At 65.9% G+C, this 22,723-nt stretch carries 23 protein-coding genes; 11 read left to right on the top strand and 12 right to left on the bottom strand.

All coding sequences use genetic code 11. The features are described 5' to 3' along the window. Positions 1–99: 99 nt before the first annotated feature. The 4 genes from GR303_RS04985 to GR303_RS04970 all read right to left on the bottom strand — a co-directional run bounded on the left by GR303_RS04985 (position 100) and on the right by GR303_RS04970 (position 5,627). Complete coding sequence (locus GR303_RS04985; protein WP_161721107.1) at positions 100–3,276, bottom strand: efflux RND transporter permease subunit; 3,177 nt, start codon at positions 3,274–3,276, stop codon at positions 100–102. Further along, positions 3,273–4,745: an efflux RND transporter periplasmic adaptor subunit gene (locus tag GR303_RS04980; RefSeq protein WP_161721108.1), complete on the bottom strand. Its 1,473-nt coding sequence runs from the start codon at positions 4,743–4,745 to the stop codon at positions 3,273–3,275. The genes GR303_RS04985 and GR303_RS04980 overlap by 4 nt, the downstream gene beginning before the upstream one ends. Then, positions 4,742–5,137: a FixH family protein gene (locus GR303_RS04975; protein WP_161721109.1), complete on the bottom strand. Its 396-nt coding sequence runs from the start codon at positions 5,135–5,137 to the stop codon at positions 4,742–4,744. The genes GR303_RS04980 and GR303_RS04975 overlap by 4 nt, the downstream gene beginning before the upstream one ends. A gap of 103 nt (positions 5,138–5,240) precedes the next feature. Beyond that, positions 5,241–5,627: a hypothetical protein gene (locus GR303_RS04970; RefSeq protein ID WP_161721110.1), complete on the bottom strand. Its 387-nt coding sequence runs from the start codon at positions 5,625–5,627 to the stop codon at positions 5,241–5,243. 452 nt (positions 5,628–6,079) lie between these two features. On the opposite strand from GR303_RS04970, the gene GR303_RS04965 reads away from it, so the two are divergent. The 10 genes from GR303_RS04965 (at position 6,080) to GR303_RS25275 (ending at position 14,404) form a co-directional block, all read left to right on the top strand. Beyond that, on the top strand, positions 6,080–6,385 hold the full coding sequence (locus GR303_RS04965) for a hypothetical protein (protein ID WP_161721111.1): 306 nt from the start codon (positions 6,080–6,082) through the stop codon (positions 6,383–6,385). Between the two features lie 140 nt (positions 6,386–6,525). After that, positions 6,526–7,047 (top strand): hypothetical protein, encoded by a 522-nt coding sequence (locus GR303_RS04960; protein WP_210254022.1) that lies wholly within the window; start codon positions 6,526–6,528, stop codon positions 7,045–7,047. 201 nt (positions 7,048–7,248) lie between these two features. Next, entirely contained in the window at positions 7,249–7,512 is a 264-nt protein-coding gene (locus GR303_RS04955; protein WP_161721113.1) for a hypothetical protein, read from the top strand. A 131-nt stretch (positions 7,513–7,643) separates the two neighbouring features. Continuing rightward, positions 7,644–9,080 carry a TolC family protein gene (locus GR303_RS04950; RefSeq protein ID WP_343038373.1) on the top strand — a complete coding sequence of 479 codons (1,437 nt, stop codon included), beginning with the start codon at positions 7,644–7,646 and terminating at the stop codon, positions 9,078–9,080. Between the two features lie 20 nt (positions 9,081–9,100). Further along, the gene (locus tag GR303_RS04945; protein ID WP_161721115.1) at positions 9,101–10,516 is read left to right on the top strand and encodes a multicopper oxidase family protein; all 1,416 of its coding nucleotides are present in this window, start codon (positions 9,101–9,103) and stop codon (positions 10,514–10,516) included. Between the two features lie 27 nt (positions 10,517–10,543). Beyond that, positions 10,544–11,032 carry a cupredoxin domain-containing protein gene (locus tag GR303_RS04940; protein ID WP_161721116.1) on the top strand — a complete coding sequence of 163 codons (489 nt, stop codon included), beginning with the start codon at positions 10,544–10,546 and terminating at the stop codon, positions 11,030–11,032. Positions 11,033–11,073: 41 nt separating this feature from the next. After that, positions 11,074–11,364, top strand: a complete 291-nt coding sequence (locus GR303_RS04935) for a copper-binding protein (protein WP_161721117.1) — start codon at positions 11,074–11,076, stop codon at positions 11,362–11,364. A 79-nt stretch (positions 11,365–11,443) separates the two neighbouring features. Further along, on the top strand, positions 11,444–12,418 hold the full coding sequence (locus GR303_RS04930) for a copper-binding protein (RefSeq protein WP_246205229.1): 975 nt from the start codon (positions 11,444–11,446) through the stop codon (positions 12,416–12,418). Between the two features lie 110 nt (positions 12,419–12,528). After that, positions 12,529–13,074, top strand: coding sequence for a hypothetical protein (locus tag GR303_RS04925; protein WP_210254021.1), 546 nt, complete (start codon positions 12,529–12,531; stop codon positions 13,072–13,074). 121 nt (positions 13,075–13,195) lie between these two features. Beyond that, positions 13,196–14,404, top strand: coding sequence for an adenylate/guanylate cyclase domain-containing protein (locus GR303_RS25275; protein ID WP_161721119.1), 1,209 nt, complete (start codon positions 13,196–13,198; stop codon positions 14,402–14,404). A 284-nt stretch (positions 14,405–14,688) separates the two neighbouring features. Here the strand turns inward: GR303_RS25275 and GR303_RS04915 are convergent, their stop codons facing one another. The 5 genes from GR303_RS04915 to GR303_RS04895 form a co-directional block, all read right to left on the bottom strand. Further along, positions 14,689–15,126, bottom strand: coding sequence for a YqaA family protein (locus tag GR303_RS04915; protein WP_161721120.1), 438 nt, complete (start codon positions 15,124–15,126; stop codon positions 14,689–14,691). A 57-nt stretch (positions 15,127–15,183) separates the two neighbouring features. Continuing rightward, positions 15,184–15,855 carry a transmembrane anchor protein gene (locus GR303_RS04910; protein WP_161721121.1) on the bottom strand — a complete coding sequence of 224 codons (672 nt, stop codon included), beginning with the start codon at positions 15,853–15,855 and terminating at the stop codon, positions 15,184–15,186. 25 nt (positions 15,856–15,880) lie between these two features. Then, entirely contained in the window at positions 15,881–16,630 is a 750-nt protein-coding gene (locus GR303_RS04905) for a HupE/UreJ family protein (protein WP_161721122.1), read from the bottom strand. A 57-nt stretch (positions 16,631–16,687) separates the two neighbouring features. Further along, positions 16,688–17,071 carry a hypothetical protein gene (locus tag GR303_RS04900; RefSeq protein ID WP_161721123.1) on the bottom strand — a complete coding sequence of 128 codons (384 nt, stop codon included), beginning with the start codon at positions 17,069–17,071 and terminating at the stop codon, positions 16,688–16,690. Positions 17,072–17,179: 108 nt separating this feature from the next. After that, positions 17,180–18,547, bottom strand: coding sequence for an MFS transporter (locus GR303_RS04895; protein WP_161721124.1), 1,368 nt, complete (start codon positions 18,545–18,547; stop codon positions 17,180–17,182). A 114-nt stretch (positions 18,548–18,661) separates the two neighbouring features. On the opposite strand from GR303_RS04895, the gene GR303_RS04890 reads away from it, so the two are divergent. Then, the gene (locus GR303_RS04890) at positions 18,662–18,928 is read left to right on the top strand and encodes a metal-sensing transcriptional repressor (RefSeq protein ID WP_161721125.1); all 267 of its coding nucleotides are present in this window, start codon (positions 18,662–18,664) and stop codon (positions 18,926–18,928) included. 114 nt (positions 18,929–19,042) lie between these two features. On the opposite strand, the gene GR303_RS04885 is transcribed toward GR303_RS04890, so the two are convergent. The 3 genes from GR303_RS04885 to GR303_RS04875 all read right to left on the bottom strand — a co-directional run bounded on the left by GR303_RS04885 (position 19,043) and on the right by GR303_RS04875 (position 22,622). Then, entirely contained in the window at positions 19,043–21,484 is a 2,442-nt protein-coding gene (locus tag GR303_RS04885; protein ID WP_161721126.1) for a heavy metal translocating P-type ATPase, read from the bottom strand. Between the two features lie 152 nt (positions 21,485–21,636). Continuing rightward, positions 21,637–22,149: a CopM family metallochaperone gene (gene copM, locus GR303_RS04880; protein ID WP_161721127.1), complete on the bottom strand. Its 513-nt coding sequence runs from the start codon at positions 22,147–22,149 to the stop codon at positions 21,637–21,639. A 110-nt stretch (positions 22,150–22,259) separates the two neighbouring features. Further along, positions 22,260–22,622 (bottom strand): hypothetical protein, encoded by a 363-nt coding sequence (locus tag GR303_RS04875; RefSeq protein ID WP_161721128.1) that lies wholly within the window; start codon positions 22,620–22,622, stop codon positions 22,260–22,262. Between the last annotated feature and the right edge of the window lie 101 nt (positions 22,623–22,723).

Here is a 22,723-nt window from a genome sequence, read left to right as displayed (position 1 = left end):
GAGCAGCGCCAGGATGAGGGCCAGGAACCCAAACAGGCCCATGCCCCACATCATTCCTCCTCCCATCATGTCGTGCATCATGGCATCCTCCTCAGGTGATCACTCCGCGGCGTGCTTTAACCCTTGTGTGTCGACGTCGATTGTCGCGCAGGCGACCACTGCCTCCGTCGTCAGTTCCCGCCGTTTGGCGAGGCCGTAGATCGCCGGGATCACGATCAGGGTGAGCAAGGTCGACGAGATCATGCCCCCGATCATCGGCACGGCAATGCGCTGCATGACCTCCGATCCGGTGCCGGTGCTCCACAGGATCGGCAGCAGGCCCGCCATGATCGCGACCACCGTCATCATCTTGGGCCGGACGCGCTCGACCGCACCGACCATGATGGCCTCGTAGAGGTCCGCCCGGGTGAATGGCCTGTCCTGAGCCGCGCGCTCGGCTTTCAGGTGCTTCAGCGCGTGATCGAGGTAGATCAGCATCACGACCCCGGTTTCGGCGGCGACGCCCGCGAGAGCGATGAAGCCGACGGCGACCGCGACCGACAGGTTGAACCCGAGCCACCACATCATCCACACGCCCCCGACCAGGGCGAAGGGCAGCGACAGCATGACGATCAGCGTCTCGGTGATCCGGCGGAAGTTGAGATACAGCAGCAGGAAGATGATGAGGAGCGTGACGGGCACCACGATCTTCAAGCGCGCCGCAGCACGTTCGAGATATTCGAACTGGCCGCTCCATTGGACATACGTGCCCGCCGGGAACTTCACCTCGTTGGCGACCGCCTGCCGGGCCTCGGCGACGTATCCCCCAAGGTCACGGCCGGCGATGTCGACGAAGATGTAGATCGCCAGCTGCCCGTTCTCTGTCCGGATAGAGGTGGCGCCCCGTGTGAGCTTGACCTCCGCCACCTCGCCGAGCGGCACGGTGCCGCCCGCTGGCAGCGGGACCTGCACCTCGCCCGCGATGGCCTGCGGGTTCGAGCGCAGGTCGCGCGGGTAGCGGATGGTGACGCCATAGCGTTCCCGACCCTCGACAGTGGTCGTGACAACCTCGCCGCCGAGCGCGGTCAAGATCACGTCCTGCACATCGCCGACAGTCAGGCCGTAGCGGCCGAGCGCGATCCGGTCGGGCACGAGGTCGAGGTAGTAGCCTCCGATCACGCGCTCGGCATAGGCGCTCGTCGTGCCAGGTACCGCCTTGACCACAGCCTCGACCTGGCGGGCCGCCTTCTCCATCTCCGCGAGATCCGACCCGAACACCTTGATGCCGACCGGCGTCCGGATGCCGGTCGAGAGCATGTCGATGCGGACCCGGATCGGCATCGTCCACGCGTTGGAGACACCAGGGAACTGCAGCGCCTGGTCCATCTCGGCCTTCAGGCTTGCCAGCGTGACGCCCGGCCGCCACTCGCTCTTGGGTTTCAGGTTGATGATCGTCTCGAACATTTCGGTCGGGGCCGGGTCGGTCGCCGTCAGGGCACGACCCGCCTTGCCGTAGACGGAGGCGACCTCCGGGAACGACTTGATGATCCTGTCCTGCGTCGCCAAAAGCTCGGCAGCCTTGGTCACCGACAATCCGGGCAGGGTCGTCGGCATGTACATCAGCGTGCCCTCGTCGAGGTCGGGCATGAACTCCGACCCGAGTTGGCGTGCCGGCCACACGGTGGCGGCGAGCGCCACGAGCGCAACCAGGATCGTCAGCGTCTTGGCCCTGAGCACGCCGCGGATGACCGGACGATAGATCCAGATCAGGAAGCGGTTGATCGGGTTCCGGTGCTCCGGCACGATGCGTCCGCGCACGAAGATCACCATCAGAGCCGGAACGAACGTCACGGAGAGTATGGCGGCTGCCGCCATCGCGAAGGTCTTGGTGAAGGCGAGCGGCCCGAACAGGCGCCCCTCCTGGCTTTCCAGCGTGAAGATGGGCAGGAACGATACCGTGATGATCAGCAGGCTGAAGAATAGCGCCGGCCCGACCTCGCTCGCCGCCTCGATCAGGATCTCGACCCGCGGCTTGTCCTTGGGAGCGCGCTCCAGGTGCTTGTGGGCGTTCTCGATCATCACGATGGCCGCGTCGATCATCGCTCCGATGGCGATGGCGATGCCGCCGAGGCTCATGATGTTGGAGCCGAGCCCCATCAGCTTCATGGCGGCGAACGCCATCAGGATGCCGACCGGCAGCATGAGGATGGCGACCAGCGCGCTCCGCACGTGCAGGAGGAAGACGATGCAGACCAGCGCGACGACGATGCTTTCCTCGATGAGCGTTGTCTTGAGCGTCGCGACGGCATCGTTGATCAGTTGCGAGCGGTCGTAGACCGGGACGATCTCCGCGCCTTTCGGCAGGCTGGGGGCGATCTCCGCCAGACGCGTCTTCACGCTGTCGATCACGTTCAGCGCGTTGGCCCCGAACCGTTGCAGGACAATGCCGCTGGCGACCTCGCCCTCACCGTTCATCTCGGTGATGCCGCGGCGCTCGTCGGGCCCAAGCTCGACCCGGGCGACGTCACCGACGCGGACGGGAACGCCGGCCTCGGTTTTCAGAACGATGGCCTCGATGTCCTGGATGCCTTTGAGATAGCCGCGGCCCCGCACCATGAACTCGAACTCGGACAGCTCCACCGTGCGTCCGCCGACGTCCATGTTGCTGGTGCGGATCGCGTCCCGGAGCCTCTGGAGCGGAATGCCCTGCGCGCGCAGCCGGCGGGGATCGACGACGACATTGTACTGCTTAACGAAGCCGCCGACGCTCGCGACCTCGGCGACGCCCTCGGCACTGGACGCGGCGTAGCGCACCACCCAATCCTGAAGCGAGCGCAGCTCCGCCAGCGACATCTCTTTGTCCACGACCGCGTATTGGTACACCCAGCCCACGCCAGTTGCGTCCGGCCCCAGGCTTGGTGTCACCCCAGTGGGCAACCGGCGGCTGGCAGCGTTGAGATATTCGAGCACGCGGCTGCGCGCCCAGTATGGATCCGTGCCTTCCTCGAAGATCACGTAGACGAACGAGACCCCGAAGAACGAGAAGCCGCGCACGACCTTCGATTTGGGCACGGTCAGCATCGAGGTGGTCAGCGGATAGGTGACCTGATCCTCGACGACCTGGGGCGCCTGTCCGGGGTAGTCGGTATAGACGATGACTTGCACGTCCGAGAGGTCGGGAATGGCGTCGAGCGGCAAGGTGCGGAGCGCATAGACGCCTGCGGCGGCGGCGAACGCCGCGCCGATGAAAATCAGGACGAGGTTCCGGGCAGACCAGGCGATGACGCGGGCGATCATGGCGTCGCCTCCGATGTGGCCATGCCCTGAAGGGCGGCCTTGAGGTTGCTCTCGGCGTCGATGAGGAAGTTCGCCGTCACGACGACCCGGTCGCCGTCAGCCACGCCTTCCTTGATCTCGGTGTAGCCGGCACCGCGCACGCCAGCCTTGACCTCGCGCGGTTCGAACTTGCCGTCGCCCTTGTCCAGGATCACGACCTGGCGCGTGCCGGTGTCGATCACGGCACTGTCCGGCACCGCCACCACGGCATCCTGCGAACCAGCGGCGAACTCCACGTCGGCATACATCGCGGGACGCAGGATCCCGTTCGGGTTGGCAAGCTCGATCCGGATCCGCGCTGTCCGGGTTTCGGTGGCCAGATGCGGGTAGATGCGGGCCACCGTCCCGGTGAACTCGCGGCCGGGAAAGCCCCGGACCCGGACCGTGGCCGATTGGCCCTCGCGGATCAGGGCCAATTCGCGCTCCGTCACATCGGCCAGCACCCACATCACCGAGTGGTCGACGATGCGGAAGAGCACGTCGCCCGCCATAGCACGCATGCCGTCCGACACGCTGCGCTCGACCACCACGCCGTCCCGCGGTGCCGTCCAGGGGATGGTGAGCGGGACCCGACGGGTGCGTTCGATCTCAGCGAGCACCTCGGCCGAGACTCCGAGGTTCTCCAGCCGCCGCCGGGCGCCGTCCAAGACCAGACGGCCACCGGACTGGGCACCCCCGTCCATCACCGTGCTCAGGTATTGGGCGCCCGCGGCCGCGATCTCAGGCGAATACAGCCGCAGCAGCGGCTCGCCCCGGCGGACATGGTCGCCCGTCGTGACGTTCTCGACCTTCTCGATGAAGGACTCGGAGCGGACGGAGACCACGGAGATCCGGCGCTCGTCCTCAACGAGGGTTCCGGGCGAGCGCACGGGCAGCTCTAGCCTGCGCAACTCGACCACCTCGGACCGGACGCCGGTGCGCTGGAGTTTTCCGGGGGAGACGGTGACCGTGGATCCGTCATCCTCGCCTTCGTAGACCGGGATGTAATCCATCCCCATTGAGTCCTTCTTCGGCACCGGCGAGGTGTCGGGCAGCCCCATCGGGTTGCGGTAGTAGAGCACGCGCCTGTCGCCCTGCGCGGCTGGGGCGGGTGTCCCGGCAGCCTGCACCAGCTCGTCCTCGAAGCTCACGTCCTCGCTGGCGCGGACCGGACGGTAATCGCGTCCGTCCGTGGTCCGCTTCGGCTCCAGCGAATAGAACGGCTTCCCATCCGGATCGCGATAGTAGATGACTGGTCCGGTCCCAGCCTGAGCAGGCGCGGAACTTGGGGCAGCCGCCGGCTGCTCTAGGCCCAAGTGTGTCCGGGCCGTAGAGACCAGTGCCGGCACGTCGATGGCCGGCAGCCCGATTTTTCCCTGCCCAGCCCAATAGCCGCCGCCCCCGGCCGCGAGCGCGGCGAGGGTTCCGGCAATCCATGCAGCCCGGCTCATTGGGTGGCCTTGAGGACGAGCTTGTTCTCGACCGTGCCCTCCTCGCCCTGGACCTTCGCCCCGAGCGAGAGCTGCCAGCCGCCGGCCATCATCAACCGCGTCTTGAACTGGTAGACGCCGGGCTCGGTCGACGACACCTGCTCGATGGGCGAGTCCATCGTCGGCATGCCGTCCGGGGCCATGTCGATGCGCTTGGCGAAGATCACCGCGTCCGGCACGGCCTTGCCGGAGCGTTTGTCGACGAGGCGGACCGCGACGACGGCCTCGCCCATCTTCAGCTCCCTCTGGACGAGTTGGAACTCATAGTCCTTGGGTTCGGCCCGGGCAGGGCCGACGAGGGCAAGGCCAAACAGCGCAGCCCCGAGGGCGCGCATCAATGTAGACGACGTCATGTTGCGTATTCTCCTGAGATCAACGGCGGCCGCGAAATGCGACCTGTCTTGCCGCGCGGAGCTGGTCACGCGGCAGCGGCCGGCCCTCAGGCCGGCGTTGATCTCAGGCTTGCGGAGGTCGAGGAGGCGGGATCGGCGCCAGCGTATCCATGTTGGCGTCATTCCCAGGAAGCAACGCCCTGGCGACGCTGAACCGGGACGGCACAGCGCTTACGGGCGCGATGCCTTGAACGACCTTGGCCAGGCAGAGGGTCGCCAGCGGACAGGCCTTCTGGCAGTCCGGCATGACCGGCTTCTCGGGCGGGCAGCACGACATGTCCGCCATCGTCATGTCATCGCCCATAGACGCCATGTCCATCGCCACGACATCCGCCATTGCCATGGGCGCGGCCATCCCGCCAGCCACCGCCGGGGCGGTGAACGGGGCAAGCACAAGCCCGAGGATCGCAAAGATCGCGAGCAGACGTGTGATGGCAAGCCACGACTTCATGGGGCCAAACTCTCACACGAATCCGGAATTGGGAAGCCCGGTCGCTTCACGAGGCCGAGAGTGCGGCGCCGGTCGGTGCATGCACCGATGGGTGACAGCATCTGTGCTTGACCCTGCCGTGATGGGAAGGAGCAGAGGGATCGGGGCTCGAAAAGGTTAGGATCCATCCCATGCATCTTTTCCATGTGCCTGACATAAGTGTGGGGACTGCCTGGGTTTCCATCGTCCGGGGTTGCAGAACATCGACCACACGGTCCGCCTCGATGCGGACCTGCCCAATCGCAGGTTCCGGGGCGTTTCCCGATGCTTCAAGTCCGCGCTCCCGCGGGCCCTCCACGGGGCGGGCTAACCCGCCGAACGGGTAATCCAGCCTCTCGGATAACGCCGCCCGGCATGCCAAGCCCACAATCTCCGCCAGCCTCAAGCATCATGCCCCTGCGGTGGGCGAACCTATGAACGAGAAAGTTTGGGTAGTACTTGGCCTGATGTGGCGCTTGACCTTGCAACCGTGGCAGGGTGCATCATCGGGTTTGGTTCATGATGGGAAGAACATGGCTGTCCGGCGCCCGCTTGATCAAAAGGTCCTGGCCGTCCTCAAGGAGGCCATGGTCGAAGACCGGCTGGATGTCGCGGAGCACCTGCTCCAGGCACTTGAAGCCCTGCAAGGCGAGCCACGCCCCGGCTCGTCGCTGGGGGATGCTTATCTGCTGATTGCCCGGCCGCGAAGGGGGCGGCGGCATCCGCGGCAAGCCTCCTGATCCACAGGCTCCGCTCACACTCCCCTCTGGACCAAGGCCCCTTCGCCACAACCCACCTCTGCACCGGCCCATAGGGTATTGACCTTGCCACCATGGCAAGGTGCAGAGAAGCTAGAAGCGAACCTGAGGCAGGGATCCTGATGCTCTACCGTCACGCACTCCCGACGATGAATGCCGCAGGCGTTCGGTCCAACCACGCCTTGTCGAATCCAACCTTTCGTGACACATATCCCCTCCTGACGAACTGGAGCGTTTTCCCCTTGCGGCTGATGGGCACCATCATCGTTGCTCTGCTTGCGATCACCATGGCGATCATTCCGATCTCCATGCCGCAGGCGGCTGCGTCGGCTGGGAACCACCACGCCGTCAGGGTCGACGCCGGGCACGAGAATGCCGCCATTGCCGGGGATCACGAGCACGCCGATGAACTGGCGCCGTCTCACGACGCTGCCCTGGATGCTTCGGCCGATCACCACCAGGGCTCCCAGGAGTGCTCCGGCCCTGTTTGCTGCAGCATGAGCACATGCCATGCCTTCCAGGAGAGTGCGGCCCCCACCGTCTACTCCCCGACCGTCTCCCAGGTTTCCATGGCCATGGCTGGTGACGAGCAGGTCGAAGGCATCACCACAGGTGGCCTCGACCGCCCGCCGCGAACCGTCTGAGCCAGGCGCGGGCCGCTAGGGCCCGCACGAACCGGCGCGCCCGCTCCTGAGAGCCGGCTGCGACCGACCTGACGCTCGAACCGGTCACCCTTCCCAGAACGCGATCCGAACGCCTGGCTCGTGATGGGCGGACTCGTTGTCCGCCAGCACTGCGCCCGGATTCAATGCCGCCCTGTGGAGGTCCGCCCGGAGATGGACCCCATGATGAAGCTAATCCCCTTTGTCGCCCTTGGCCTCGGCCTTGGCGCATGCGTGCCCACTACCCTTCCCACTTACCTGGCCGCGCCCACGGATCCCGCCATTGGCACCCGAAGCCCGGGCTATGCCTCCGTGACTGCGGGCGTCCGCAACTACGACGTCGTCGAGCCTGGCGACTGGCGTGAGCTCAACCGGCGCGTGGCACCTGGAGCCGGGACAGATCCCGAGCGGGGCGACTCCGACGACGCGGCCCGGCGGGGACGGTGACCAATGGAGCACGACAATAACACACCAGCCGCCAGGAGGCGGTTCGGCAGGGCACGCGCAAGGAAGGCAGCACAATGACCTCACAAGACTGCAAAGGGACGCCCCACCATCGGCTGAGGCTGCTCGGGGGCGTGGCCATCGCCCTGCTTCTGGGGGGATGCGCCTCGTTTTCCCCGGATGCTGGGCTCTCGGTGGCGCAGAACGTGGCCTACACCGAACTCAACAAGGACGTGGTCAAGGTCACGAACGAGGCCGAGGCGCTCGCCACTCAGCAGCGGGTTGAGGAACTGCTGCGGCGCCCGCTCACAGCGGACAGCGCCGTGCAGATCGCGTTGCTCAAGAACCGTGGCTTGCAGGCTGACTTCAACGAACTGGGCGTCTCGGAGGCCGAGTACGTCCAGGCGACGCTGCCTCCGAACCCGACGGTGGCGCTGTCGCGCCTCGGCGGCAACCTTGAGCTGGAGGTTGAGCGCCAAATCGTCATCGGGCTGTTCGAGCTTGCCACCCTGCCGGCGCGGGCGGCCATCGCCCAGCAGCAGTTCCGGGCCGCTCAGTTCCGCGCCGCAGAGGCTGTGCTCCGCCTCGCCGCCGAGACGCGCCGGGAGTATTACCGCGCCATCGCGGCCAATCAGCAGGTTGCCTTTATGCAGCAGGCCCTGGGAACCGCCGAGACGGCGTCAGAGCTTGCCAAGCAGCTCGGAGAGAGCGGCTCGATGAACAAACTGGAGCAGGCCCGTGAGCACGCCTTCTACCAGGAGCTCGGGGCCCAGCTCGCCCGCGCCCGGATCGAGCAGAAGGTCGCCCGCGAGCGTTTGATCCGGCAGCTCGGCGTGTGGGGGCGGGATATCGACTTCCGGTTACCCAGCTCATTGCCGCCGCTGCCGGCCCGCATTGCCTCGGCCAAGGACATTGAGCGTCAGGCGCTGGAGAAACGTGTCGACCTCCAGGCCTTGCGCAACGATCTCACCGGGGTTGCAAGCCAGTTCGGGCTGACCAATGCCACGCGGTTTGTGACCGACATCGAGCTCGCTGGCATCTCCAGTTACGAACGGGCGAAGTCGTTCACCACCAACGAGTTGGGCGAAACCGAGGTCGAGCGTGAGGTGGTCAAAAGGCGGGGTTTGGAAATCGAGTTCCAGATCCCGATTTTCGACTTCGGCGGCACCGCGACGCGTAATGCCCAGGAAACCTATATGGCGGCGGCCAATCGCCTCGCCGAGCGCGCTGTCAATGTGCGCTCCGAGGCGCGCGAGGCCTACCTGCGCTACCGCGGCAACTACGACCTCGCCCGCCACTACCAGGGTCGGGTCCTGCCGCTGCAGAAGCGGATCCAGGACGAGGCCCTGCTCCAGTACAGCGGCATGCTCGTCGACGTGAGCCAGCTCATCCTCGACGCCCGCGCCCGCATCCTCAGCAACGTCGACGCCATCAACGCCCGCCGCGACTTCTGGATCGCCGACACCGACCTCAAGGCCGCTCTGATCGGCGGCGGGGTCGGCGGTGGAGAAGGCGGCGGAGAAGCCACCACAGCTGCCGCCGGCGGGGGAGCCGGCGCCGGCGGACACTGAAATCTTTGAGGAGAAACCCAATGACCGTATCGCGAAGAGGTTTTCTCGGCGCAGGGGGATTAGCCCTCGCCGGAGCCTCCATGATCAGCGGGCGCACCCAGGCCGCAAGCCTGCCCGAGGCGCCCACCATGACCGAGGCCACGATGCAGCCGCCGCTCTACCCGAAGAGCGGGCCGGACTACCAGCCCGTGGTCACCCTCAACGGCTGGACGCTGCCGTGGCGCCAGAACGGCGACTGGAAGGAGTTCCATCTCGTCGCTGAACCCGTCGTGCGCGAGCTCGCGCCCGGCATGAAGGCGCACCTGTGGGGCTACAACGGCCAGTCGCCGGGCCCGACCATTGAAGCCGTCGAGGGCGACAAGGTGCGCATCTTCGTCACCAACAAGCTGCCGGAGAACACGGCGGTGCACTGGCACGGCCAGCTCCTGCCCAACGGCATGGACGGCGTCGGCGGCCTGACCCAGCCGCACATCCCGCCGGGCAAGACGTTCGTCTACGAGTTCGTCCTGCAAAAGTCCGGCACCTTCATGTACCACCCGCATTCGGACGAGATGGTGCAGATGGCGATGGGCATGATGGGCTTTTTCGTCGTGCACCCGCGCGACCCGGCCGAGCGCCGCGTGGACCGTGACTTCGTGTTCCTGCTCAACGCGTTTGACATCGAAGCCGGAAGCTACGTGCCCCGGGTCAACGAGATGACGGACTTTAACCTCTGGTGCTGGAACACCCGCGTGTTCCCCGGCATCGATCCACTCGTGGTGCGCCAGGGCGACAAAGTCCGCGTCCGGTTCGGCAACCTGACGATGACAAACCACCCGATCCACATGCACGGCTACGACTTCAAGGTCACGGGCACGGATGGCGGCTGGGTGCCGGAGGGAGCAGCGTGGCCGGAGGTCTCCATTGACGTAGCCGTCGGGCAGATGCGCGCGTTCGAGTTCGTGGCCGATGCGCCCGGTGACTGGGCGATCCACTGCCATAAGAGCCACCACACCATGAATGCCATGGGCCACGACGTGCGCACCTTCATCGGCGTCAACATGAACAAGACTGCACCGGCGCTGAAGAAGATCGCGCCGGGCTACATGCCGATGGGCGGCGCCGGCATGGGCGAGATGGGCTCGATGGAGATGCCGCTGCCCGACAACACGCTGCCGATGATGACGGGTTACGGCCAGTTTGGACCCATCGAGATGGGCGGCATGTTCTCGGTCGTGAAGGTCAGGCCCGGCCTGGCCCACGACGATTACAAGGATCCGGGTTGGTACAAGCACCCGGAGGGCACGGTCGCCTACGAGTGGACCGGCGAGAAGCTCGCCGAGCCTGCCCGCGGCACGTCCCCAGACAGCGGCGTGAAGGCGACTGAGTTCCGCGCCGTCGACCCCCGCAAGCGTCCCGTTCGCGCGGCCAAGGCCGGCGGACACGGCAATCACTGATCCATCACAGACTAGGAGCACTCAACGATGAAGCACATCCTGACCTTCGGCACCGGCCTCGCGGTCCTTGCCCTCTCGGCCGGACTCGCGCTCGCGGGCCCTGGAGCAGCCGGGCACGGACATGACAAGGAAGCCGCGTACGGCAAGCCCGGCGACCCAAAGAAGCCGGCCCGTGTCGTGTCCATCAGCATGAGGGAAACCGACGACGGCAAGATGGTCTACTTCCCCGACAAGGTGGAGGTGCGCCAGGGCGAGCAGATCAAGTTCGTCCTCAAGAACAACGGCAAGGTCGATCACGAGTTTGTCCTCGACACCGTCGAGAGCAACGCCAAGCACAAGATCGAGATGCAGAAGAACCCGGACATGGAGCACGACGATCCGAATGCCCGGCGCCTGGCCGTCAGCAAGGGCGGGGAGATGGTGTGGCAGTTCACCAAGCCCGGCACCTTCGAATTCGCCTGCCTGATCCCCGGCCACTACGAGTCCGGCATGCACGGCACCGTGGTCGTCAAGTGACAACCCGATCTCCTCGCCACCATCCGAACCAGGAGTTTTATATGAAACGTATCGCCATCAGCCTGATTGCGGCCTTGAGCCTCTCCGGCGCCGCCTTCGCGCAGAGCCTGCCGACCGTGTCCGGCACGGTTGAGAAGGTCGACACCGCCCAAGGCAAGATCACCATCGACCACGGGCCAATCCCGAATCTCAACATGGATGCCATGTCCATGGTGTTCCGCGCTCAGGACCCCGCCCTGCTCAAGGACGTGAAGGCCGGAGACAAGGTGCAGTTCACGGCCGACCGCGTGAACGGCCAGATCTCCGTCACCTCGATCAAGAAGGGCAAATAACGCCCTAGCCGCCCCGCAACCGGTGCCCGAGACCCACCGTTGCGGGGCGGCCCCTCCCTCTGTCCAGCGAGAGACTGCCATGAAACGCCTGACCACCACCCTCTCCGCACTCGGGACCCTGCTGGCTGTCGTCGCCATCGGCCCGGACCAGATTGCACAGGCGCAGCCGGCCAAGGGTGCGCTGGCTGCCTACGAACGCGTCCGCGAGGTCATGGACGACCGCTTCAAGGACATGAAGCTCGCCGGCGATCCCGATAAGGATTTCGCCGCGCTGCTCATCGCCCACCACGAGGACCTGATCTTCCTTGCCCGGACGCACTTGGAGCACGGTGCTGACGAGAAGCTCCGCCAGGTTGCGCAGAAGATCCTCGACGAGCAGCAGAAGCAGATCAGCGAGCTGAAGGAATGGCAGGTCCGCAACCGGCAGCCCGACTACCGCGCCCGGTTGGACCAGCCGCCGCATGGGTCCGGGCCGCTTGACCAGAAGGCTGGGCAGACCGCCCAGGTCCAGGCAACCGCACCGGCGCAGCCCGCTGCACAACCCGCCGCAAGCAATCTACCGATGGTCTCCGGCACGGTTGAGAAGGTGGATGCCAGTGGCGGCAAGGTCACCATCGATCACGGCGCGATCCCGAACCTAAACATGGACGCGATGACGATGGTCTTCCGTGCCCAGGACCCTGCCATCCTCCAGGGCGTGAAGGAAGGCGACAAGATCCAGTTCCAGGCCGACCGCGTGAACGGCCAGATCTCCGTCGTGAGGATTGAGACCGGCAGGCCCCAGCCATCTCCGACCCGGCCTGCGGCCCAGCCGGCCGCCGCGACGAACCTCCCCACGGTGTCCGGCACGGTCGAGAAGGTCGACACCGCCCAGGGCAAAGTCACCATCGACCATGGGCCAATCCCCAATCTGAACATGGATGCTATGACCATGGTGTTCCGGGTGCAGGATCCGGCGGTGCTCAAGGGCGTGAAGGCGGGGGACAAGGTTCAGTTCCAGGCTGACCGCGTGAACGGGCAGATCTCCGTCGTCAGCATCCGCAAGGGCAGGTAGCCACGAGACTCCGTCCGGTCCCAACCCCGGGCGGACCGTCGCCGGCCGCCGCGCTTTCGGAGTCGCCGCGGCGGCCGGCGGCATCCAAGAACAACAACAAGGAAACCTCTATGCATTCGATGAAGCGGTTCGTTGCCGTCGGGGCGGCTGTTGCGACGATGGCAGCCTATTCCATCCTGCAGCCTTGCTTCGCCAGGGCTGACGACGAGGGAGCCGTCTTCGGCGATGTCACGGTCACGCAGGTCGCCGCCACCCCGGCCCGGGCCGGTGAGACGGCCATCGTCACCTTCTCGGTCGACAACTCCGGAGAGGACCGCGTTCTGATCACGGGGCTGCGCCTGCCGGATGGGGAGCCATCGCGGATCATGGGATCCTTCGGCCAGGGACGCACCGGCGAGATCGGGACGCTGCCGGTCAGGTCGGGCGCCACGGAGAGCCTGGATGGCCGGAAGGTCTGGATCGAGGTCGGCCCCCTTGCCCGGGACCTTGAGCCGGACACGACGGTTCCGGCGCGCCTGGTTCTCGGCTCCTATGAGAGCCCGCTGACGCTCCATGTCGGTCCCGTCGCCACCGGCTCGACCCGGAGTGCCGGTCCAGACACCGCAAAGATCGCCGATGGGGGCCCGGCGCAGCCACGCAACGGCACCGGATGCTGAACCTGATCCGCCGGGATCCGCGCCCACCGGAGAGCGATGGCCCAGGCAGGCCCGTCCTTGGTCGGCACCCGACCGGCGGGCTGCCCGAGTACCTGAAAACGACTTCGACCGTCGGGCCCTGGTGCCGCGGCTTCTGGTCCTGGCGATCCTCGGGGCCGGAGCCGTCCTCGAATACGGCCATGGCCACCGGGAAGGTCACTGGATCGTGCTGGTGGTCTACTGCCTGACGACTGTCGTGCTGGCTTTCGCGTCACGCTTTTCCATTGGCGGTCGATGGCTGCCGTGGGCTGCCACGGTGACCGACGCGGTGCTGGCGGTCTATGTCATTGCCGACCACTTGCCGCGCGATGCCCACGATCTCTTCCTCGCGACGGATGCGGTCAGCCTGCTGCCGGCCATTCTCCTTCTCATCCAGACCGGGATGAGGTTGCGCCGTGATCTTGTCGCCGCCTTTGCCGGGATCGTGGCAGGAGGTTGGCTCACGGCGCTAGCCCTGCTCACGCATTCGGCGTCGCTACCCGCGACCGGGCCCACGCCCGCCTTCGCGTTCCGGCAGACGCTCGGTTTTCTGTCGTTCGCGGTGGCGGCGGGCTTCGTCCTTTACGCGGTGCATCGCACGCGGCTGGCCTGGGCGGCTGTGCTGAAGGCGCGATGGGACCGGATGCTCCTGTCGCGCTTCCTGCCCGAGGGGATCGCCGCCGAGGTGGTGGCCAGCGAGGAGACGGCGGAGGTCACGGAGCGCCATGCCTGTCTGCTGGCCGTGGACATCCGCGGCTTCTCCGCGCTGACCCGGGAACGGCCGGGCCGCGAGGTCATCGATGATTTGATGGCGTTCCGACGCTTCGTCCACGACGCGGTCTCACGCCACGGCGGCATCGTTGACAAGTACCTGGGGGACGGCGTTCTCGCGGTGTTCCTCGAAGGCTCACCCGAGGACCAGGCGGCCCGGGCCTTTGACGCAGCCGATGAGATCCTGCGCCCCCTGAACACTTGGCGCAGCCACGACGAGATGCCGTCGGGCACGCATGTCATCGCCACGCTCCACTGCGGTCCTGTCCTCGCCGGCGTCTTCGATGACGGACGCCGCGCCGAGTTCACGGTGCTCGGACCTGCGATGAACGCCCTGCCGCGGATGGAGCGGCGGTCCAAGCAGGCCAACCTGGGGGTGGTCGCGTCAAAGAAGTTCCTCCGTCTGCTGACACCCTCCCGACGTGCCCGGCTCGATGCGCGTCCAGTCGAGCGGCGCCCTGGCGATGAGGACTTGCCGGACATCCTGTCGGTTCGCTTCGTTGAAGCTGAGGCTGCAGCTCATGAAGGATTGGTTGGTTGAACCAAATTCTAGAATAGGGCGGTCTGTTCGCGGCGGCGTTCCTGTCCGCACGGTGCTGCCATTCAGTCCGAGGTCGTGCTGTTCGGGCTCCTCGTGTCGGAGCATTACCAACGGTGTCTCCTCATTCTGGGCCCCGGGATCAGCACATGCGCAGGCCCCAAACAGGATCCCCAGCGGCAGGACGAGGAACAGGGCTGCCCAGTCGTGGGTCGCTGCGAAGGCATTCAGGTCCGCGGTGATCGACTGGCGGATCCATTTCTGAACCGCGATCAGGGACACCATGCCTACATCCACCCCAGCGTCAGCCCGGTGACCGCGAGGTAGCGGGCGGTCTTGGCTACCACTATCAAGGCGAGAAACACCGGGAAAGGCTCACGCAGGACGCCGGCCACGATGGTGAGCGGGTCGCCGATGATCGGCACCCACGACAGCAGCAGGGACCATCGCCCGTAGCGGTGATACCAGCCCTCGGCCTTGACGACCTGCTTCTTGGTAAGCGGGAACCACCGACGGTCCTCGAAATACGCGATGAAGCGGCCCAGGAACCAGTTCACGCAGGAGCCGAGGATGTTGCCGAAGCTCGCGGCGAGCACGAGCAGCCAAACCTGATAGTGCTCGGCCACCAGCATGCCGAAGAGAACCACCTCCGACTGGAACGGGAAGATCGTCGCCGACAGGAAGGCAGCCCCGGCCAGTCCGAGGTATTCGAGCCAATGTTCCATAGGATTTCCATGGCGGTCCCTGCGAACTTCGGTGAGGAAGCCCGCAGGGAGACCCGCCTATTTCGCCTGCTTCAGGCTGCCGAAGTCACCGCTCGCGGTCAGCTTGACCGTGACCGGGGCGGAGCCGCGGTTGCGCCAGAACCAGCCATGGCCGCCGTCGAAGCCCGCCGTAATCTCACCCTCGTCACCTGGAACGCCGCGGCCCTTCGAGTAAGAGACTTCCTTGCCGCCTGGGCCTGCCCCATGGGTGTCGTGGTTGACCGTGCCGCCGTCGACTTTCCAGGAATAGGTCAGCTTCGCGCCCTGCTTCATGTCGGCCTTCACCTCGGTGCCCTCGCCGGGCTGGAGGGTGACCACGATCTCCTGCGACTTGGCCGCGGGGGTCTGGGCCTGCGCCGATCCGATCACGAGTTGTGCGAAGATCGCACCGAGCAGGCTGGAGCGCTGCTCGGGAGCCGGCGTAGTGGGTGCCACAGGAGCGGCGGGCGTCTGGCCGGCCTGATCCTTGGCCCGGTCGGCCTCCGCCTCATCGGCGAGCTGAGTCTTGATCTCGCCCATCTCGGTGAGGCCGAGCGCACGTCCGGCACCGGTTGGGTCAATGCCGTACTCGGACGGCAGCACGACCGTGACGAGGAGTGCTGCGGCGACCCCGGCCGCTATGAAGGTGGAGCGCACGAGCTGGGCCGAGGACGGGAGTTCGGCGCGGGTGGGCATGTCGGTGTTGTACATCGGTGTGTTCCTTGTGTTCGAGGGATCAGGTGGCAGGCGTCGCGACGAAGTAGCCCGTGAGCTGCATGCCGATCAGCACGAAGCCAGCGCTCATCATCGCGACGTTGGCGGTGTAGGCGTGGCGGAAGAAGCCGTCGGTGCGGCGCCAGTAGCCCATCAGGATCAGGATTGCGGAGAGCGCCAGAAGCTGGCCGATCTCCACGCCGACGTTGAAGGCAAGCAGGTTCGGCAGCAGCCCGTCGGGCGAGACGTCATATTCCTGGATCTTCGCAGCTAGGCCGAAGCCGTGGAACAGGCCGAAGATCAGGGTGGCCAGCTTGGTGTTGGGCTGGAAGCCGAACCAGCGCTGGAAGGCGCCAAGGTTGTCAAGCGCCTTGTAGACAACCGAGAAGCCGATGATGGCGTCGATCAGGTAGGCGCTGACGCTGATCCCGTAGAGGACGCCGAAGATCATCGTCAGGGAGTGGCCGAGGGCGAACAGGCTGACATAGAGCCCGATGTCCTTGGCCCGGTAGAGGAAGAAGATCACCCCGAGCAGGAACAGGATGTGGTCGTAGCCGGTCACCATGTGCTTGGCGCCGAGATAGACGAAGGGGATCAGGTGAACCCCGGTGATCTCCTGGATGTAGCCCTTATCGCCCTCGGCGACGGCATGGGCGAGCGCCTCCAGGCTGGAGAGCGACAGCATCAGGAGGGCTGCGGCGAGCGCAAGGAAGGCGGTCGGTGGGCGCACGGATGGCAGCCACGACCAGCCTCCGCGAAGAGGTCTGTGCATTGTTGAAAGTCCGATGTTCGTTCGTCTGGAATGGCCGCGTTCAGGCGGCCTGCGGGATCAGGCGATGACCGAAGGACACGGCGGCCGGTCGAGCTGGAACGAGAGATGCGACGGTGGGCGGCCCTGCTCCCACAGGCGCAGGAACCTGCCATCGGGAGCGATCAGGGATGCTGGCGCAGCCGCGAGTCCCAACGTGACATGAGAGTGATCCTTGTGCTCGGGGCCATGGCCAGGTCGGTGATCCGGATCAAGGTCATCATCGCCATGGGTGTGCCCGTGCCCGACCTCGCCTGCGAAGCCTGTAGAGGCCATGCTGTCCGTCACCTGGACTTGTCCGAAGTCATGCATAGCCGGAGCCGCACGCAGGAAGGGCAACGCGCTCAACATCACCGCCAGGGCGATGATGAGGCGTAGACCGTTCAGGAGTGCCGCTCTCGTCATGAGGGGATTTAAGGATTGCCGGGTTGATCGGGAGTTAACTGGGGCGGGTGGGCACCGGGAGTTAGGGCAAAGCCCACCTGCTGCAAGTCGGCAGGACGTGCGGGATGATCATGTCCTTCCTGAGACCGTCGATGCCTCATGTCCTTGTGCCCCTTTGGCGGGCCAGCGTCGGTGCAGGTCGTCAATCGTGAATGCATGCGCATGGCCACGTCCGTGATGCTGCCGCAGGTGCGGGTGATCCGGCGGCAGCTCGGGGTGGGCATGCACGAGTTCCTCGGGATCATCCGTGGGCCAGATTCGTGCCGCCAGGATGAACCCGAGCAGGGTCACCAGCCCGAGCACTGCGAGGGTCATCGGAATTCCGACTACGCGTCCTAGCCAACCTGCGAGCGGGTAGGTCAGAAGCCAGCAGGCGTGCGACAGGGCGAACTGGGCGGCAAAGAGCGCGGGACGGTCTTCGGCCTGGGCCGAACGCCGCAGCAGGCGCCCGGTCGGCGTCTGCACCGCCGAGTAGCCGATCCCAAGGAACACCCAGGTGACGAGCAGTGCCACCCAGTTGATGGACCCGGTCCAGGTCGCCGCGGCGAAGGCGAGCAGGACCACTCCCAGGAGCGTTGCCGCCGGCAGCATCACCGCCCGATCCTCCAGTCTGTCGAGTACCTTGGGCAGGAGGAGGGCCGCGACCATCGATCCACCGCCGAAACAGCCGAGCGCCAGCGCGACGTCGTTCTCCGGCAGGCCCAGTACGCCGCGTACAATAACGACGGTGTTGACGATGACCATGGCTCCAGCGGCCGCAACCGACAGGTTGAGGGCGAGCAATCCCCGCAGGCGCGGCGTCTTGAGGTAGATGCGCAGACCCTGGGTCGTCTTGTCGTAAACGCCACCCTTCCGCTCGGATGCAGCCGGCTGCGGGAGCCGCACAGACAGCACCAGGGCGGCGGAGCACAGGAATCCGACGACCGTGCCGCCAAACAGCCAGTGGAAGCTGATGACTGTCAGCAGCGCCGCCGCCAGCGCCGGGCTGAGCAGACTTTCGAGATCGTACGCGAGGCGCGAGAGCGAGAGCGCCCGGGTGTACTCCTTCTCGTCCGGCAGGACGTCCGGGATGGTGGCCTGGAAGGTGGGGGTGAAGGCGGCCGAGGCCGACTGAAGCAGGAAGATGAGGACGTAAATCTGCCAGACCTCCGTGATGAACGGCAGCAGCAGCGCAATCGCGGCCCGCACGAGGTCCATCGCCACCAGGAAGGCGCGGCGGGGAAGCTGGTTGGCGAAGGCACCGACGACGGGCGCCACCCCAACATAGGCCACCATCTTGATGGCGAGCGCCGTGCCGAGGACAACCCCTGCGTCTGCTCCTGCGAGGTCGTAGGCCAGAAGACCAAGCGCGACCGTCAGCAACCCTGTGCCGGCGAGCGCGATCACCTGGGCCATGAAGAGGTGGCGGTAGGTGCGGTTGGCGAGGACTTCGAGCATGGGTGCTCCTGACCGATGTCATGCGTGAGTCGACCGCGATGGGAAGAACGCAGCGGGGAGCGGCCAAGCACCAATGCGCTTGCCTGATCCCCTCCAGGGGGATAGGACAATCGCATGAACCACGCAAGCCATCCCGACATCATCGCCCGTCTCAAGCGGGCCCATGGCCATCTCGCCTCCGTTATCCAGATGATCGAGACCGGCCGCCCCTGCATCGATCTCGCCCAGCAGCTCCACGCGGTCGAGAAGGCCATCGCGAACGCCAAGCGGGAGTTGATCCAGGATCACATCGACCACTGCCTGGAGGACGCCGCCGCCCAGAACGGCCGCGGGGCGAAGGCAGCGCTCGCCGAGTTCAAGACCCTCACCAAGTACCTTTGAGACCTTGGTATCTGATATCGATGAAATCCTCCGCGCCGGCGGCAACGGCTGGTTCCGAGATGCCCCGAGCAGTTGCGCGGCTTGATTTCCAATCCAGGGATCACGCCTCCTATTCTAAAGCGTGGTGGCGCGGAGGCGCAGGGCATTGGCGATGACGCTCACCGAGGACAGGGCCATGGCCGCCGCGGCGATGACTGGCGACAGCAGGATCCCGAACACCGGGTAGAGCACCCCCGCCGCTACCGGCACGCCGAGCGCGTTGTAGATGAAGGCGAAGAACAGGTTCTGGCGGATGTTGCCCATCACGGCCTGTGACAGCCGCCGTGCCCGCACGATCCCTGTCAGATCGCCCTTGAGGAGGGTGACGCCCGCACTCTGAATGGCCACGTCCGTTCCCGATCCCATGGCGATGCCGACGTCCGCAGCAGCCAGAGCCGGGGCATCGTTGACCCCGTCGCCGGCCATGGCAACCACCCGGCCCTCGCGCTTGAACTTTTCGACGACGGCGCTCTTCTGCTCCGGCAGGACTTCCGCCTCGACCTCGGGGATCCCAAGCCGGCGGGCCACGGCCTCAGCCGTCGTGCGGTTGTCGCCCGTGAGCATGACGACCCGGATGCCTTCCTTCTTCAATGCCGCCAGGGCCTCCGGCGTCGAGGCCTTCACCGGGTCGGCAATGGCCAGAATGCCGGCAGGACGGCCATCGACGCCGGCGAAGATCGCCGTGGCGCCGTCCCGCCTCAGGTTGTCAGCCGCCTTGGCCAGCGAAGCGACATCGACACCATGCTCAGCAAGGAACTTGGCGTTGCCGAGCACGACGCGCCGTCCCTCGACGGTTCCCAAGGCCCCCTTGCCGGTCGGGGAGTCGAATTCGCCCACCGGGGTGGTGGCCACTTTCCTGGTGTCGGCCGCAGCCACGATGGCGAGAGCCAGCGGGTGCTCGCTCGCACGCTCGACACTGGCGGCCAGACGAAGGATCTCCGTCTCGCTAAACCCTTCATGGGGAACGATGGTCGTGACGGCGGGCTTGCCCTCGGTGAGCGTGCCGGTCTTGTCGACAACCAAGGTGTCGACCTTCTCCATGTGCTCCAACGCCTCGGCATTCTTGATGAGGACGCCAGCTTGGGCGCCGCGCCCGACGCCGACCATGATCGACATCGGCGTGGCCAAGCCAAGGGCACAGGGACAGGCGATGATGAGCACCGAAACCGCAGCCACGAGGCCGAACGCGAGACGGGGATCGGGTCCCCAGATCGCCCAAGCGGCAAAGGCCAGGAGCGCCACCACAATCACCGCGGGCACGAAGTAGCCGGAGACCTGGTCGGCAAGGCGCTGGATCGGAGCGCGGCTGCGCTGAGCCTCGGCCACGAGCTGGACGATCTGCGACAGCATCGTATCTCGGCCAACCTTCCGGGCCTCGATGACGACGCCACCGGACTGGTTCATCGTGCCGCCGATCACCGTGTCACCGACGGATTTCGTGACAGGCATGGACTCGCCTGTGACCATCGACTCATCGATGGAGCTGCGGCCATCGACGACAGCGCCGTCCACCGGGACCTTCTCACCCGGGCGTACCCGCAGGCGGTCGCCGACATGCACAGCGTCAAGCTGGACTTCCTCCTCGGAGCCATCGGGGCGAATGAGCCGGGCGGTCTTGGGCGCCAGGTCGAGGAGCGCCCGGATCGCGCCACTCGTGTTCTCCCGGGCGCGGAGTTCGAGCACCTGCCCGAGCAACACGAGGACGGTGATCACCGCCGCCGCTTCGAAATACACGGCGACCGAGCCATCGTGGCCACGGAAGGCGGCCGGGAAGATGCCGGGCATCAGCGTCGCGATAACGCTATAGACCCAGGCCACCCCAGTGCCCATGGCGATCAGGGTGAACATGTTGAGGCTGCGGTTCACGAGCGACTGCCAGCCCCGTACGAAGAAGGGCCAGCCGGCCCAGAGCACGACCGGCGTGGCGAAGGCGAGCTGGATCCAGTTTGACGTGCCGCGCGGAATGAGGTGATCCAGGCCGGTGAGGTGAGCCCCCATCTCCAGCGCGAACACGGGGACGGTCATGGCGAGGCCAACCCAGAACCGCCGGGTCATGTCGATGAGCTCGGCGTTGGGCGTCGCCTCGGCGCTGACGAGAACCGGTTCGAGCGCCATGCCGCAGATCGGGCAGGAGCCGGGGCCGACCTGGCGGATCTCGGGGTGCATCGGGCAGGTGTAGATCGTGCCCTCGGGAACGGGCTCGGCCTTCCTGGCCACTGCTGGTTCGACGTACTTCACGGGCTCGGCCACGAACTTCGACTTACAGCCCGAGGAGCAGAAATAGTAGGGATGGCCGTTGTGCTCCGCCTTGTGCCGGGTGCTGTGGGGATCGACCCACATCCCGCAAACCGGATCCTTCACCTTATGGCCATCGGCCGCCAGTTCAGAATGACCATGATGGTGGTGCTCATGGCCCGCCGGACCGGCCTCATGGACGTGAGCGCCATGCCCGCGTTTGTGCCCATGGGTGGGTTCGCTGTGCCCATCGTGGTGAACGTGCTGCTTGTCGTCGGCCATCGCTTGTCTCCTTGAGACCACGGATTCGATGTTCGACAGGCGGTTTAGACCCTCCCATCATGGGAAGGTCAAGCCTGGATGCTCCAAGTGCCCACTGACCACCTCGGGCCAGCGGGCACCACCTTTTGATTGCCGGCTCAGAATGCCCGACTTCAGTTGCTTCCTTCCTTCTTGGCGTTTTTCTTCAGCCAGTCCTTCATCTCGGCGATCTCCTGCTCCTGCGCCTTGATCACCGTCTCCGCCATCTTCCTGGCCTCGGCGTTGTCGCCAGTCTTGAGGACGACGCGGGCCATGTCGATGGCGCCCTGGTGGTGGGGGATCATCCCGCAGACGAAGGCGACATCGGAGTCCTTGATCATGTGGGCACTCATCATGGGACCGTGCATCTTCATCATGGTGTCCATGTAGCCCTTTTGAGCCTCGTTCATGTTGGCCATCATGCCCTGCATGCTTTGCATCATGCCTGACATGTCCATGCCCTGCATGTTCGGCATCGGCCCGCCGGCCTGAGCCGCGGTCCGGCACTCCTCCGGCAGCCCCTCGGTGGACATGGCCATCTGGCCACCTGAGGGATGCTGCATCTGGCCTTGGTTTTGTTGAGCCGCGGCGCCCCAGGCGCTGATGGAGAGAACGGCAGTGGCGAAAGCGATCATTCGAATAGTCATGTTGAAATCCTTATTCCAGGCGCGGTGATCTGATCGGCCCACATGGGCGCGGCGCCGGACACGCCAACGGGCCGGCTTTCATCGCAAGCGGCATGGCCGCTCGGCGTAGATCAGGTGCGTTTCGGTGGGCGGTCGATGCCGAACAGCATGGCCGGCACGGGCGTCAGGTCCGGCGGGATCGGGACCACCTCGGACAGCGGCACGCCCTGCGTCAGGTTCGCAGGGATGGGGAAGACGGCCATGATGCAGCCGGGATGGCAGCAGAACTGGCCGGCCGCATAGGGCTTGGAAGCACCGCTGTGGTGGTGATCGGACTGGCCATGGGATGCGTGCGTGGTCTGCACCGCATGGGCGGACGGTCCATGATCAGAGGTTCCCGCCTGGACAGCCGCATACAGCGGCGCGCTGGCGAGGCCGAAGGCCAGCAGCGCGACCGTCAGGCGGCTGAGCATGAGGCGGATCAGGTCATGCAAGGCACCATCCCTATGATCATCGGCCCAACGGTGGCCTTCGGCATCGGGTTCCCCTGGCCCGGCCAGGGATCCTTGGAGTGCAGGGTTCAAGTCGCCTCTTG

It is taken from the genome of Microvirga arsenatis, from assembly GCF_009910705.1.
In the GTDB taxonomy this organism is placed as follows: domain Bacteria; phylum Pseudomonadota; class Alphaproteobacteria; order Rhizobiales; family Beijerinckiaceae; genus Microvirga; species Microvirga arsenatis.
The sequence above is the reverse complement of the archived record's forward strand: the minus strand, read 5'-3'. Positions and strand labels throughout refer to the sequence as shown.

Bases quoted from the DNA above. Each gene is read 5' to 3' on its own strand.
- GR303_RS04975 (WP_161721109.1), bottom strand. From the start codon at position 5,137: ATGACGTCGTCTACATTGATGCGCGCCCTCGGGGCTGCGCTGTTTGGC.
- GR303_RS04965 (WP_161721111.1), top strand. From the start codon at position 6,080: ATGAACGAGAAAGTTTGGGTAGTACTTGGCCTGATGTGGCGCTTGACC.
- GR303_RS04910 (WP_161721121.1), bottom strand. From the start codon at position 15,855: ATGTACAACACCGACATGCCCACCCGCGCCGAACTCCCGTCCTCGGCC.
- GR303_RS04945 (WP_161721115.1), top strand. From the start codon at position 9,101: ATGACCGTATCGCGAAGAGGTTTTCTCGGCGCAGGGGGATTAGCCCTC.
- GR303_RS04905 (WP_161721122.1), bottom strand. From the start codon at position 16,630: ATGCACAGACCTCTTCGCGGAGGCTGGTCGTGGCTGCCATCCGTGCGC.
- GR303_RS04895 (WP_161721124.1), bottom strand. From the start codon at position 18,547: ATGCTCGAAGTCCTCGCCAACCGCACCTACCGCCACCTCTTCATGGCC.
- GR303_RS04885 (WP_161721126.1), bottom strand. From the start codon at position 21,484: ATGGCCGACGACAAGCAGCACGTTCACCACGATGGGCACAGCGAACCC.
- GR303_RS04900 (WP_161721123.1), bottom strand. From the start codon at position 17,071: ATGACGAGAGCGGCACTCCTGAACGGTCTACGCCTCATCATCGCCCTG.
- GR303_RS04970 (WP_161721110.1), bottom strand. From the start codon at position 5,627: ATGAAGTCGTGGCTTGCCATCACACGTCTGCTCGCGATCTTTGCGATC.
- GR303_RS04890 (WP_161721125.1), top strand. From the start codon at position 18,662: ATGAACCACGCAAGCCATCCCGACATCATCGCCCGTCTCAAGCGGGCC.
- GR303_RS04925 (WP_210254021.1), top strand. From the start codon at position 12,529: ATGCATTCGATGAAGCGGTTCGTTGCCGTCGGGGCGGCTGTTGCGACG.
- GR303_RS04985 (WP_161721107.1), bottom strand. From the start codon at position 3,276: ATGATCGCCCGCGTCATCGCCTGGTCTGCCCGGAACCTCGTCCTGATT.
- GR303_RS04980 (WP_161721108.1), bottom strand. From the start codon at position 4,745: ATGAGCCGGGCTGCATGGATTGCCGGAACCCTCGCCGCGCTCGCGGCC.
- GR303_RS04940 (WP_161721116.1), top strand. From the start codon at position 10,544: ATGAAGCACATCCTGACCTTCGGCACCGGCCTCGCGGTCCTTGCCCTC.
- copM (WP_161721127.1), bottom strand. From the start codon at position 22,149: ATGACTATTCGAATGATCGCTTTCGCCACTGCCGTTCTCTCCATCAGC.
- GR303_RS04955 (WP_161721113.1), top strand. From the start codon at position 7,249: ATGATGAAGCTAATCCCCTTTGTCGCCCTTGGCCTCGGCCTTGGCGCA.
- GR303_RS04915 (WP_161721120.1), bottom strand. From the start codon at position 15,126: ATGGAACATTGGCTCGAATACCTCGGACTGGCCGGGGCTGCCTTCCTG.
- GR303_RS04930 (WP_246205229.1), top strand. From the start codon at position 11,444: ATGAAACGCCTGACCACCACCCTCTCCGCACTCGGGACCCTGCTGGCT.
- GR303_RS04935 (WP_161721117.1), top strand. From the start codon at position 11,074: ATGAAACGTATCGCCATCAGCCTGATTGCGGCCTTGAGCCTCTCCGGC.
- GR303_RS04960 (WP_210254022.1), top strand. From the start codon at position 6,526: ATGCTCTACCGTCACGCACTCCCGACGATGAATGCCGCAGGCGTTCGG.